The 13,428-nt window shown below is 54.4% G+C and carries 11 protein-coding genes and 1 CRISPR repeat array; of the genes, 7 read left to right on the forward strand and 4 right to left on the reverse strand.

Annotation, left to right across the window (positions count from 1 at the left end; translation table 11 throughout):
• Positions 1-84: 84 nt before the first annotated feature.
• The 7 genes from trxB (at position 85) to A3466_RS02070 (ending at position 9,283) form a co-directional block, all read left to right on the forward strand.
• The gene (gene trxB, locus A3466_RS02040) at positions 85-1,053 is read left to right on the forward strand and encodes a thioredoxin-disulfide reductase (protein ID WP_063449177.1); all 969 of its coding nucleotides are present in this window, start codon (positions 85-87) and stop codon (positions 1,051-1,053) included.
• Positions 1,054-1,167: 114 nt separating this feature from the next.
• Positions 1,168-2,934, forward strand: coding sequence for a heme ABC transporter permease/ATP-binding protein CydD (gene cydD / locus A3466_RS02045; protein WP_063449178.1), 1,767 nt, complete (start codon positions 1,168-1,170; stop codon positions 2,932-2,934).
• Positions 2,934-4,655, forward strand: coding sequence for a heme ABC transporter ATP-binding protein/permease CydC (gene cydC, locus A3466_RS02050; RefSeq protein ID WP_063449179.1), 1,722 nt, complete (start codon positions 2,934-2,936; stop codon positions 4,653-4,655). The genes cydD and cydC overlap by 1 nt, the downstream gene beginning before the upstream one ends.
• 45 nt (positions 4,656-4,700) lie before the next feature.
• Positions 4,701-5,405, forward strand: coding sequence for a leucyl/phenylalanyl-tRNA--protein transferase (gene aat / locus A3466_RS02055; RefSeq protein WP_063449180.1), 705 nt, complete (start codon positions 4,701-4,703; stop codon positions 5,403-5,405).
• A 284-nt stretch (positions 5,406-5,689) separates the two neighbouring features.
• Positions 5,690-5,908, forward strand: a complete 219-nt coding sequence (infA, locus tag A3466_RS02060; RefSeq protein WP_002211347.1) for a translation initiation factor IF-1 — start codon at positions 5,690-5,692, stop codon at positions 5,906-5,908.
• A 93-nt stretch (positions 5,909-6,001) separates the two neighbouring features.
• Positions 6,002-8,130: a CRISPR direct-repeat array (repeat unit 28 nt; unit sequence TTTCTAAGCTGCCTGTACGGCAGTGCAC).
• A 239-nt stretch (positions 8,131-8,369) separates the two neighbouring features.
• Positions 8,370-8,813: a type II RES/Xre toxin-antitoxin system antitoxin gene (gene parS, locus A3466_RS02065; RefSeq protein WP_045261776.1), complete on the forward strand. Its 444-nt coding sequence runs from the start codon at positions 8,370-8,372 to the stop codon at positions 8,811-8,813.
• Positions 8,810-9,283: an RES family NAD+ phosphorylase gene (locus A3466_RS02070; RefSeq protein ID WP_063449181.1), complete on the forward strand. Its 474-nt coding sequence runs from the start codon at positions 8,810-8,812 to the stop codon at positions 9,281-9,283. The genes parS and A3466_RS02070 overlap by 4 nt, the downstream gene beginning before the upstream one ends.
• A 22-nt stretch (positions 9,284-9,305) precedes the next feature.
• Here the strand turns inward: A3466_RS02070 and cas6f are convergent, their stop codons facing one another.
• From cas6f to csy1, 4 genes are read right to left on the reverse strand one after another with little or no spacing between them, the layout of a single operon-like run.
• Positions 9,306-9,860, reverse strand: a complete 555-nt coding sequence (cas6f, locus tag A3466_RS02075) for a type I-F CRISPR-associated endoribonuclease Cas6/Csy4 (protein ID WP_063449182.1) — start codon at positions 9,858-9,860, stop codon at positions 9,306-9,308.
• A gap of 9 nt (positions 9,861-9,869) precedes the next feature.
• Positions 9,870-10,868, reverse strand: coding sequence for a type I-F CRISPR-associated protein Csy3 (csy3, locus tag A3466_RS02080; RefSeq protein WP_063449183.1), 999 nt, complete (start codon positions 10,866-10,868; stop codon positions 9,870-9,872).
• Between the two features lie 13 nt (positions 10,869-10,881).
• A complete protein-coding gene (gene csy2, locus A3466_RS02085; RefSeq protein WP_063449184.1) occupies positions 10,882-11,817 on the reverse strand; it encodes a type I-F CRISPR-associated protein Csy2 in 936 nt (311 codons plus the stop codon).
• Complete coding sequence (gene csy1 / locus A3466_RS02090; protein ID WP_063449185.1) at positions 11,814-13,124, reverse strand: type I-F CRISPR-associated protein Csy1; 1,311 nt, start codon at positions 13,122-13,124, stop codon at positions 11,814-11,816. The genes csy2 and csy1 overlap by 4 nt, the downstream gene beginning before the upstream one ends.
• Positions 13,125-13,428 lie beyond the last annotated feature (304 nt).

Here is a 13,428-nt window from a genome sequence, read left to right on the forward strand (position 1 = left end):
GAAGCAAAACTGCCGTGCTCTTTTTTTACGGCAACAAATTCCCTACAATCCAGCCCATTGCCTGCCAACAACAATGGGGATCTCATGGGCACGACCAAACACAGTAAGCTGCTAATCCTTGGTTCTGGACCTGCGGGATATACCGCAGCGGTCTATGCTGCACGCGCTAACCTGCAACCGGTACTGATCACCGGGATGGAAAAAGGCGGTCAGCTGACCACCACCACGGAAGTGGAGAACTGGCCGGGCGACCCGAACGACCTGACCGGGCCGCTGCTGATGGAGCGCATGCACGAGCATGCCGCCAAATTCGAAACCGAAATTTTGTTCGACCACATTAATAAAGTGGATTTGCAGAACCGTCCGTTCCGCCTGACGGGTGACAGCGGTGAATACACCTGCGATGCGCTGATCATTGCCACTGGCGCCTCTGCCCGTTATCTCGGCCTGCCGTCTGAAGAAGCGTTCAAAGGCCGCGGCGTGTCAGCCTGCGCAACCTGCGACGGTTTCTTCTATCGCAACCAGAAAGTTGCGGTGATCGGCGGTGGTAATACCGCGGTCGAAGAAGCGCTGTATCTGGCGAACATCGCCTCGGAAGTGCACTTGATCCACCGTCGCGACACCTTCCGCGCTGAGAAGATCCTCATTAAGCGCCTGATGGATAAAGTGGCGAGCGGCAACATCGTGCTGCACACCAACCGTACGCTGGAAGAAGTGACCGGCGACCAGATGGGCGTGGCGGGTCTGCGTATTCGTGATACGCAGAACACCGACACCGTCGAAACGCTGGAGGTGGCTGGCCTGTTCGTGGCAATCGGCCACAGCCCGAACACGGCTATCTTCGAAGGTCAGCTGGAGCTGGAAAACGGCTACATCAAAGTGCAGTCCGGCATTCACGGCAACGCGACCCAGACCAGCGTTCCGGGCGTCTTTGCGGCAGGCGACGTTATGGACCATATTTATCGTCAGGCGATCACCTCTGCGGGCACCGGCTGTATGGCCGCGCTGGACGCAGAACGGTATCTGGACGGATTGGCTGAACAAGGTAAATAATCTTTACAAGTCAGTAACAAACGTAAATAAAGGCGGCCATTGGTCGCCTTTATTTTTGCTCACGTGTAACATGCAGAGGTCTAATTTCTTATAACGTCACCTGCAAAGTACGCAATGGAAAAAACCCGTCAACAAGAGTTAACACGCTGGCTGAAGCAGCAAAGCGTTCTATCCCGCCGCTGGCTTATGATTTCCCGCGTTCTGGGATTCATCAGCGGTCTGTTGATTGTTGCCCAGGCATGGCTGCTGGCCCGCATTCTCAATCATATGATCATGGAGAACATTCCGCGCGAAGCGCTGCTGTTGCCGTTTATCGTTCTGGTGCTGGTTTTCGTTCTTCGTGCGTGGGTGGTCTGGCTGCGCGAGCGGGTTGGGTTCCACGCCGGGCAGCACATCCGCTATGAGATTCGCCGCAAGGTGCTCGATCGGCTTTCGGAAGCCGGGCCGGCGTGGATCCAGGGTAAGCCAGCCGGCAGCTGGGCGACGCTGATCCTTGAGCAAATCGACGATATGCACGATTACTACGCGCGGTATCTTCCCCAGATGGCGCTGGCGGTATTTGTGCCCCTGTTGATTGTTATCGCCATCTTCCCGGTTAACTGGGTGGCGGCGCTAATCCTGCTGGGGACCGCCCCGCTGATCCCGCTGTTTATGGCGATGGTCGGCATGGGCGCGGCAGACGCAAACCGCCGCAACTTCCTGGCGCTGGGTCGGTTAAGCGGCCATTTCCTGGACCGTCTGCGCGGCATGGAAACCCTGCGTATCTTTGGTCGCGGTGAAGCGGAAACCGAAAACATTCGCCTGGCGTCGCAGGATTTTCGTCAGCGTACCATGGAAGTGTTGCGCATGGCCTTCCTCTCGTCCGGCGTGCTTGAGTTCTTCACCTCCCTGTCGATTGCGCTGGTGGCGGTTTACTTTGGCTTCTCCTACCTCGGCGCACTGGACTTTGGCCACTACGGTACGGCGGTCACGCTTTCCGCCGGGTTCCTGGCGCTGATCCTGGCCCCGGAATTTTTCCAGCCGCTTCGCGATCTCGGCACCTTTTACCACGCTAAAGCGCAGGCGGTTGGCGCAGCCGACAGCCTGAAAACCTTCATGGAAACGCCGCTGGCGCATCCTGAGCGTGGTGAAGTGACGCTGAATACGAACGATCCGGTGACCATTGAAGCACAGGATTTTTCTGTTCTGTCGCCTGAAGGCAAAGTGCTGGCAGGTCCGCTGAACTTTACCCTGCCCGCCGGGCAACGTGTGGTGCTGGTGGGCACCAGCGGTTCAGGTAAAAGCTCATTGCTGAATGCGCTATCAGGCTTTATGGCCTACACCGGATCGCTGCGTATCAACAAAACGGAGCTGCGCGAGCTTGATCCTGATGCCTGGCGTAAGCAGCTGAGCTGGGTGGGTCAAAACCCGCAGCTGCCTGCCCCGACGCTGCGCGACAATGTGCTGCTGGCACGTCCGGATGCGCGTGACGATGAGCTGCAATCGGTCCTCGACCGCGCCTGGGTCAGCGAGTTTCTGCCGCTGCTTGCGCAGGGCGTCGATACGGTCATTGGCGATCAATCTGCCGGGCTGTCGGTGGGCCAGGCACAGCGCGTCGCGGTTGCCCGTGCGCTGCTGAACCCCTGTTCGCTAATGCTGCTGGACGAACCCGCGGCCAGCCTGGATGCACACAGCGAGCAGCGCGTGATGGATGCGCTTAACGCCGCATCACGCCAGCAAACCACCCTGATGGTGACCCACCAGTTGGAAGGTATAGCCGACTGGGATCGGATCTGGGTGATGGAAAACGGACACATTGTTGAGCAAGGCGATTACGCCGCGCTTGTTGCCGCGCAGGGGCCGTTTGCGAACCTGCTGGCGAATCGTCAGGAGGACATCTGATGCGCGCCCTGCTTCCCTATCTTGCACTGTATAAACGCCACAAATGGATGCTGACGCTCGGGATTGTGCTGGCGATCGTCACGCTGCTCGCCAGCATCGGCCTGCTTACGCTTTCCGGCTGGTTCCTCTCCGCGTCTGCGGTCGCAGGCTTTGCCGGGCTGTACAGCTTTAACTATATGCTGCCAGCCGCCGGGGTGCGCGGCACGGCGATTACGCGAACTGCCGGGCGCTACTTCGAGCGTCTGGTCAGCCACGACGCGACCTTCCGCGTGCTGCAACACCTGCGCATTTATACGTTCAGCAAGCTACTGCCCCTCTCCCCTGCCGGACTGGCACGTTTTCGTCAGGGCGAATTACTCAACCGCGTGGTTGCGGATGTGGATACGCTGGATCACCTCTATCTGCGCGTCATTTCGCCTATGGTGGGCGCGTTTGTGGTGATTGTCGTGGTCACGCTGGGGTTAAGTTTCCTGGATGTTCCTATCGCGCTAACGCTCGGCGGCATCATGCTGATGACGCTGATTATTCTGCCCCCCCTGTTTTATCGTGCAGGTAAAACCACCGGGGAAAACCTGACGCGTCTGCGTGGAGAATACCGCCAGCAGCTCACCTCCTGGTTGCAGGGACAGGCCGAGCTCACCATCTTTGGTGCCAGCAAACGCTACCGTGCCCGCATGGAAAATACGGAACTAAACTGGCATGAAGCCCAGCGTCGCCAGTCTGAGCTGACCGCGTTTTCCCAGGCGCTGATGATGTTAATTGGTGGAATTGCCGTTATCGCCATGCTCTGGATGGCCTCCGGTGGCGTGGGCGGTAACGCGCAGCCCGGTCCGCTCATTGCGCTGTTTGTTTTCTGTGCCCTGGCTGCCTTCGAAGCCTTAGCCCCGGTCACGGGCGCGTTTCAGCATCTCGGCCAGGTCATCGCCTCTGCGCTGCGCATTACAGACATTGCCGAACAGGAGCCGGAAGTGAAGTTTAGCGCCGGTCAAACCGCCGTGCCGGAGCAGGTCGCGCTGACGCTCAGCAACGTCACCTTCGCCTACGACAAGCAGGCGCAAAACGCGCTGGAAGAGATCAGCCTATCTGTTGATGCCGGGCAGCGCATTGCGATCCTTGGCCGTACGGGATGTGGTAAATCGACGCTTCTGCAACTCCTCACGCGCGCGTGGGATCCGCAGCAGGGCGAGATTCGGCTTAACGACATTCCGCTGTCTGGTTTTAGCGAAGCTGCATTGCGTAAAACGGTCAGCGTCGTGCCCCAGCGGGTGCATCTGTTCAGCGCTACGCTGCGCGATAATCTTCTTCTGGCGGCACCAGACGCCTCCGACGATACGCTGCGGGCGATGCTGGAACAGGTTGGGCTGCACAAGCTGCTTGAGGACGACGGATTAAACAGCTGGCTGGGTGAAGGGGGTCGACAGCTTTCCGGCGGCGAACTGCGTCGTCTGGCCATCGCGCGCGCCCTGCTGCACGATGCGCCGCTGATGCTGCTGGATGAACCGACAGAAGGTCTGGATGCGACAACCGAGAGTCAAATTTTAGATTTACTGACAAATGTGATGAAAGGCAAAACCGTGCTGATGGTCACTCACCGCCTGCGCGGGCTGGTGAATTTCGATCGGATAATTGTGATGGACAACGGACACATAATTGAGCAAGGTAATCACGCAGAGCTGCTGGCAAAACAGGGTCGCTACTACCAGTTTAAACAGCGCCTGTAGACTATATTTGTAGCGTCTTCTCTCGCGTACTGGAGTTCTGTTGTCATGCGCCTGGTGCAGCTTTCTCGCCATAATATTGCGTTCCCTTCTCCGGAGGGGGCGCTGCGTGAACCTAACGGATTGCTGGCTCTGGGCGGCGATCTCAGCCCGGCGCGTCTCCTGATGGCTTACCAGCGCGGCATCTTCCCGTGGTTTTCCCCCGGCGACCCGATTTTATGGTGGTCTCCCGACCCGCGAGCCGTGCTGTGGCCTGGGCAGTTTCACCTGAGCCGCAGCATGAAGCGTTTTCACGCAAAATCGCCCTATCGCGTTACGCTCAACCACGCCTTCGGCCAGGTCATTGAAGGCTGCGCTGAAGATCGTCACGAAGGCACCTGGATAACCCGCGACATTATTATCGCCTACCACCAGCTTCATGAGCTGGGCTACGCGCACTCCATCGAAGTATGGAAAGAGGATGACCTCGTTGGCGGAATGTACGGCGTGGCGCAGGGCACGCTGTTCTGCGGCGAGTCGATGTTCTCTCGCGCTACCAATGCGTCGAAAACCGCGCTGCTGGTGTTTAGCGAGGAATTTGCCCAACGTGGCGGACAGCTGATGGATTGCCAGGTGCTGAATGAGCACACCGCCTCGCTGGGCGCCGTGGAAATTTCCCGCCGACGCTATATCGAACACCTTGAACAGTGCCGACAGGAGACCCTTCCGCGCGATTTTTGGGTTCCCAGAACGCTCTTTATGCCCAATGCCTAAATGTTTTCCGCATATTTTTTATGAGGGTGTTATAATTACGCCGCAGAGTAGCTTCTGCCTGTTGCCCCGCCGCCGTTTGGGACCCCCGCTTCAGATAACGTCCTGACGTTTATCCTGTCGTCTCCCCTTTACGAATGCGCTTTCCGTTCGGTTGTACCGTGACGCTTGGGCAATACGCTGAAATTGTTTTGCTGCGTTTTAAACGCGCAATTCTTTACTTAATTGATGAATTTCGGCATTATCTTGCCGGTTCAAAACTTGGTAGTGATACCCCAGAGGATTAGATGGCCAAAGAAGACAATATTGAAATGCAGGGTACCGTACTTGATACGTTGCCTAATACCATGTTTCGCGTAGAACTGGAAAACGGTCACGTGGTAACTGCGCACATCTCCGGTAAAATGCGCAAAAACTATATCCGCATTTTGACGGGCGACAAAGTGACTGTTGAACTGACCCCGTACGACCTGAGCAAAGGCCGCATTGTCTTCCGTAGTCGCTAATTGTTTTCGCCTGTAATGGCAGATGAATATTTAAAAGGTCGGGATATTCCCGGCCTTATTTTTTTGTTAGGACAGTCGATTATTTGAACGATTTTTCTAAGCTGCCTGTAGGGCAGTGCACGAACGCTTTCTGAAATCCGCATTACGTATAACTTTCTAAGCTGCCTGTACGGCAGTGCACGAGGGGCTGAAGAACATTGCGCTGGCCCTTCATTTCTAGACTGCCTGTACGGCAGTGCACGCTGCGCGAGCTGGAAATGATGATGGCAGAATTTTCTAAGCTGCCTGTACGGAAGTGCACCGTTTTACCGAACGGATCAGCCTGTGAATCATTTTCTTAGCTGCCTGTACGGCAGTGCACCGATGTAACCCGCTTACGCCTAAAAACTCCTCTTTCTAAGCTGCCTGTACGGCAGTGCACCAGATTAAGCAAATGTTGGGACAGCTTGAGCTTTTCTAAGCTGCCTGTACGGCAGTGCACTCAACCACGTCTGCGGCTGCGTCGCGGCGGCATTTCTAAGCTGCCTGTACGGCAGTGCACGTGTATTCGTTCGGCAAATCCTTTTCCAGCGTTTCTAAGCTGCCTGTACGGCAGTGCACGGCGTCGCCGCCGTCTTGCTGCTTAGGGTCAATTTCTAAGCTGCCTGTACGGCAGTGCACCGTTTTTTTGTTCCCGTACTTCGCCGGGGCGCTTTCTAAGCTGCCTGTACGGCAGTGCACTGGCGCGTATCTCGTCGACTTCTGCATCCCGGCTTTCTAAGCTGCCTGTACGGCAGTGCACAAGAAGTTTACGCAAGGTTACTCTTTCTGAGATTTCTAAGCTGCCTGTACGGCAGTGCACTGTAAAGCGGCGAATCTATGCCGCCTATCATGTTTCTAAGCTGCCTGTACGGCAGTGCACAGGATGTCGCCCATTGGCAGCATTTTTCCGGTTTTCTAAGCTGCCTGTACGGCAGTGCACATTCGAAACACGAACAATTCCTGACGAATCAGTTTTCTAAGCTGCCTGTACGGCAGTGCACACAAGCCGGAGTAACAACGCCAACCGGTCAGCTTTCTAAGCTGCCTGTACGGCAGTGCACCTATCTCTACACCTTTGCTGACAGCGTAGATTTTTCTAAGCTGCCTGTACGGCAGTGCACATAATAATATTCAGGCTAGAAGTGGTATTTTATTTCTAAGCTGCCTGTACGGCAGTGCACTGTCACCGTTCCATATGTTGAGCTGAATGTTATTTCTAAGCTGCCTGTACGGCAGTGCACACGTTTCGCTACTACTTTTTTAGAAAGTGAAGTTTCTAAGCTGCCTGTACGGCAGTGCACTAATCAAGCCAAGGTTGTGCAGGCGTGGATTATTTCTAAGCTGCCTGTACGGCAGTGCACCTTTTCGCCCCGGCTACCGCGAACCGTGCTTCTTTCTAAGCTGCCTGTACGGCAGTGCACTTCGCATTATCGACCAGCTAAGGAAACAAAATTTTCTAAGCTGCCTGTACGGCAGTGCACTCAGCAACGTCGTCGGCACCGGCGCGGAAACTTTTCTAAGCTGCCTGTACGGCAGTGCACATAAGGATTTATCACCTTTAGGTTTATTTACGTTTCTAAGCTGCCTGTACGGCAGTGCACAGCACGTCCAGCGCATCAACCGACAATAGCCATTTCTAAGCTGCCTGTACGGCAGTGCACATCTGCATCCCTTCCGGTATGCTTAGGCCGGTTTTCTAAGCTGCCTGTACGGCAGTGCACTGGCTCTTTGCCAAGCTCTTTGCACTGCTTCATTTCTAAGCTGCCTGTACGGCAGTGCACAATACGATTGGGAAGGGTTCGCCACTCTGCCATTTCTAAGCTGCCCGTACGGCAGTGCACGGGAAGCTATCGAACGATACATTAGACGTTACTTACTAAGCTGCCCGTACGGCAGTGCACCCGAACGACGCCAGAGGGTACTGGCTGCGGGTTTTCTAAGCTGCCCGTACGGCAGTGCACTTTTATGCGCACAAAAAGTATAAAAAGGTAATTTTCTAAGCTGCCCGTACGGCAGTGCACGCTAACTGCGCCTGGCCTACCGTTACGTAAGCTTTCTAAGCTGCCCGTACGGCAGTGCACCTGTTAGTGGCGTTCTGCGCCGCTGACGATCCTTTCTAAGCTGCCCGTACGGCAGTGCACGTGATGCCGTAAGATGGATTGATGGTTGTTCATTTCTAAGCTGCCCGTACGGCAGTGCACTGAAATAATATCTCCACACCCTTCTGATTTGCATACAAAAAAAGCTAAAAAACCTTCTCTGACCCTCTTTTTTATCCACCAAAAACACTTATTTAAAATCAATGAATTACACAAACGTTAAAAATTAGGGTTAAAACATCTTCTTCTCACAAACCACCCAGCACAAAAAATCCCCATTCCACTCCATCTGACAAATGGCTATACTTAACCATGACAAATGACATTAATCAGGAGGTAACATGAGAACCTGGATCCCCGCCAAGAAACCTGCTGATAACGCACTTTGGCGCTACGCCGGTTTACCCGCGAACAGAGGTATGCGGCTGATAGAATTTCTCAACCAGGGATTGCCCGTCAGCGTGCTCGACAATATTCATGAATGGACGGCCATGTCGAAAGCGGACATTTTGCGCGTTACCGGGATTAACGAACGTAACGTGGCCCGCCGCAAAAGCGCAGGCAGGACGCTGACGCCGGATGAGAGCGAACGCGTAGCCCGTTTTGTTCGGGTGCTGGATGCGGCCGTCGACTATTTTGGCAGTAAAGAAGAAGCATGGAACTGGCTTCAGTCGCCGGTGCGCGGGCTTGGCAATGTTGCGCCTGTTGACCTAATCGCTACGGAAACCGGTGCACTGGAAGTCACCGATTTGATTGGTCGTCTGGAACACGGAGTGTTTGCATGATTTTTTATCGGCTGGTGACGGGACGCTATGCCAGGGAAGCGTGGAGTGGAAGTGGTGCTAACCAGTATGGCGGACGCTGGAATCATAAAGGCCACCCTACAGTGTATGTCTCCACCTCCATCTCGCTGGCTTCACTGGAAATTCTGGTGCATGTCAGAAAAGATACCGTGCTGAATCAGTACCAGCTTTTCAGCATTGATATCCCGGACGATCAGATCGATTACCTGGATAAAGCGTGGTTACCCGCCGACTGGCAGGAAAATCCGGCGCCGGTTTCGACAATGGACCTGGGAACCGGTTGGTTACAGGTTAACGGTGCCCTTGCCCTGATTTTACCTTCTTGCATCATTCCCTATGAAAACAACGCTATACTCAATCCATTGCATCCTGCATTCCACAAGGCACTCAATTCTGTTGAGCAACTCCCTTTTAATTTTGATACCCGTCTCGCAGAAAAAACCGCACCCTGAACGCTGATGCGGCTGTGTTTTCTCAGAACCAGGGAACTGTCGCTGTCGCGCTCATCCCGTAGGTTGAAAAGCGACCATCCACAGGTGCGGGAAGCAGCTCACCATGACGGATAAAGAGCCTGAAAGACTGACCTGTTGAGAGGCTACGTAGATTAAGCCAGGGCAAATCGGTCCGCGCTTCCTCCATTGTACGAACCCTTTCCTGCGCCTCTTCTTCGGTTATCCATCCTTTCTTTACCGAGCGACGCATAAGCCGTTGCGCGCTGCTTTTCACCTGGATCCGGGATACGCATCGCCAGCGATTTACCTCTGGCACGGCTTTAATTGCCGTGCACAGACAGTAATCGTTTAGCCCTTTCCGCCATGTCAGCGATTCGAGTTCGCTTAACGCCTGGCGATCGCCATGCAGGCGTAACACCGCGCCAGGCTTGATGCCGTGAGCAGGGAAGCTAACGCCAATATCCCCCTTCCCCCGCAGACCCAGCGCACGATGCAGTTTCGCCATCAGCGCGGCCATCAGCATCTCCTCGCTAAACTCCGGGTCGGGCAGGACGCGGATCTCAATGTAGTGATCCATAATCACTCCTTACTCGCCCTTCTCGCCGAAGACACCGCCCCGGATCAGCACGGCCATCACGTAATGCTGCTGCTCAACGTCGGGCTTCTGCCCTTTCGTCACCCAGCTATCAAGAAGCGTGTAGAAATCCATTTTCTCTTTCGGCTGACGGCAGGCCACGCCGCGGCTGGTGACAGAGCCATACGGCTCAACGGCTATCGCGCCAAGCTCATCCACTTTTGGATGCCATGTATCGATCGTCCGAATCGCATTGCCGATTTTCTGCGAGTGCATGCCAGCGATATTATCCACCTGATACAACAGGCGGCTCTTACTGCTGTTGCTGTCCAGGACCAGCTCCTGCGACGGGAAAATCTCCTGTCCGGCACCGAGAAGTACCTGCGCCTCTACGTTCAGTAGCACAAACCCTTTGCCGCTAAGCCCTTTTTCAATTTCCTGCGCCAGGGCGTTTAGACTCTCGTCGCTGGATGAAAAATCTCGCAGCGCATAATTGTACGCATCAAATGTCCACGACTTACTGCCCGTCACGTTCACGATAATTTTTTCTGCTCCGACGCGGTTACGCCATAAAAAACGTCCGTTCGCCAGGTTAGTTGCGTAGCGGCGCGCCAGTTCAGCAAAACCGTGTTCACTAATATAGCCGTCGATAACCTGCTGAAGTTCATCCTGATAGGCGCGGTCATTACATACGGAAGGCGTGGATAAATTTCCCAGCACGCGCAGGGTAAACTTCACCTGTAAGGTATCCGCGTCTGCGGGCAGCGACGCCACATCCACCCGCTGGAGGTTAGCTTTCTGGATCTCAGCATCCAGCTTTGCCGGATCGTTGGTGAGCGCGTTTTTCAGGCGGTTGGAAATGGTGCCACGCACCGCTTTTTCCTGAATGCGTATCGGTTGCCAGGTCTTACCCTGCCAGTTTCCTGCAAACATCACCGCATCCGACGTCGCCAGTTTACGTTCAAATGCCAGTACAGATGCCGTTTTAACGGCAGTTGGAGCCTTTGCCATAGCTAAATCCTTTTTATTTTGAATGTGCAGATGTCACCGGCGCGCCCGCGCCCTGACAGTAGTAGCCGGTTTCTGTCGTATGAAAACGCCAGAAAATTTCATCAAGAGACTGGATCCGGTGCAGGCCGCACCACTCGCCCACGCCATATACTGCCTCCGTAAATGCAAATGGTGTTTCTGCATCACGTGCGTTGCTTACAACGCCAGGGGAATAGAGTTCGGAAATCCGCTGATAGCCAGTCATTAAGGGCACCAGATAACCGGGGTTTGGTTTCGGAACATAGTGCCAGTTTGCCGGCTCGCCTTCACGCATGTCGCCCTCCTCCGGCGTTTCAGCCTGAAACTTCAGCGCAGCGAAATCGAGCCAGGCATCAAGCATCGTGGTGTTGGGATCGTTTTCCAGAAGCGTTTGATAATGTTCCCCCAGCCAGCCGCTGCGATCGCGTAAGGCAAAACCGGGCATCAGCTGCCACTGCAACCGACACAGGTCACGGCTGTTGGACGGCATCGCCATGACGGTAATAGCCTGAATATCGACGATAATGCCACCCGCCAGCCTGAGCGTCGGGCAAACTTGCCGGAGATGCTCTGCGAGGTCGCCCTGCCCGTATTCGCCATTAGGGATCTCCCCATGGCATTCCAGCAGCAACGAAACCGTCATATGCATGCGCCCCTCTTCATTAAAGGAGGCCGTTTTCGCGTCCCGGGTAAGCGGATTGCGCGTCAGGGCAAACTGATAATCACGACCGGACGTATGCGCGTGGATCTGGTGCTCGTGGCTGACGACAGCACAGCCATCAATGTTTAGCCCGTGCGTTTCCTTCAGCTTGCGAGATAACGCATGGGAAAATCCCAGAAAATGGGTAATGGCGGGAAAACCAAACGTCAGGCCCGCAATGGCGTTGGCGTTTTCAACTCTGATACGACGAAGCAGGATCAGTGAGCTCATTTCAGCGCCTCCTGAATGATTTTTTCCATCTCGCGGAGGTTGGTGCGTAAACGTTCGCGGGTTTCCCATTCACGTTTTTCCACGGCGCCTAAATCCGGCATCGCCTTGCGCAGACGAGCGTTCAGCCACAGGGCAAAATCCTCTGCCACTGCGTCCTGCCAGTCGTCTTTTTCTCGCTCAAGTCGGAAGGCTTCATCTGTTTTTGTGCGCCAGGGATCGAGCCAGAGCTGTTGATGTGGTTTCAGATCCGTGTTGTTGAGCGTCCAGTTCTGCCAGCCTTCACGTTGAAGTTCAGAAGCAATTTCGAACAGCAGATCGATAAGCATATTGATATAGCCATCACGCGCTTCACGAATACGAAAGCTGGTGTAATCGCCCGTTCTTGTCAGCAAGGAAACAAGCAGCTGAATGTGATTCCTGGCACGACGGTCAAATTGCCAACCCGAGGCGAAAACAGAACGCAAATGCGTTGGCGGCTTTTCTGCCCTTTTCCACTGCGGCGGCTGGCAGGAAAGGAGCCAGCTACGTCCGCCGCGCACGCTATTCAGATACGAAATATTTTGCGGTTTAGTGCCACCGAAGTGTATTTCCGCTGAATCAGGGAAAAGCGTCAGCGGAGTGGGATGCCATGTTTTCTCGCGTCGTGCTTTCCAGATCGCTTTAACCTCATCGCCAAAACGGTAGGCAATCATTTTCTGATGCATGGCGTGAACAAGCGAGGTGGCAAATAACGGGCTTAATAGGTGGTAACCTTCTCCTACCGGAAAATATCCCTGTTTCGCCAGCTTGTGCGAAGCCGGTTCTCCGGGAGTTAAGGCACGGGAAAACCCGTCGATCCACTCCCTCAGTTGATTCTCGTCATCGGTAAACGCGGCCAGCGCAGCGCGATCGCCTCGTTTCAGGCTTGCCAGAAGGGAGTCGCCACCCTCTACCCGCGTTTGCATTAATTTCGCGACATCCAGCGCCGCGGCGTTGCCCACCGCATCCGGTTCCAGACCTGACAGCGTCGCGGTGCTGAGATACCCTTCCTGCGCCACTGCCTCGCTGTAGATACTGCTGCTTTTTGAATCCCCGTGGGTAAACTTCGCCGCATGGGTCACGAGGTTAATTTGTCCGGCCCGCTTCGCGGCATCCGTGAGCCATGCTTTCGGTTCATAGCGAAGTTCCAGCTCCCGGCGTTCGGCCGCAAGCGTTGCGCTATCTGTATCGCTGCGCTTCGCGGCCTCTTTATCAAATGCTTCCAGCTTTGTTTGCCGTCGTCCGGCAATGTACTCAAGGATGAAAGCGGTCAGAGCATTTCTTGACATAACACCTTCTGCGTCTTGTTTATTATTTGATCACGCCAACTGTTCCAATACTTCTATGTCCTTAATATCATTGGAATATAACCATATTAAAACAATGATTCAGAGTATAAAACAGCAACAACAACACCTGACATGAGCAAAAAACGAACCATTTTGATTAACATTGCACAATACCCACTTAAACATTACAGGTATTGTATGTCCTTGCACACCGTGAATCAACCTACATACTTCATACTTCATTTTGAGAAATGTTGTATCTTCATACACACATAGTGAATACAATTAACCTTTCTTACTGTCG

It is taken from the genome of Enterobacter genomosp. S, from assembly GCF_001631805.1.
Taxonomy (GTDB): Bacteria; Pseudomonadota; Gammaproteobacteria; order Enterobacterales; family Enterobacteriaceae; genus Enterobacter; species Enterobacter quasihormaechei.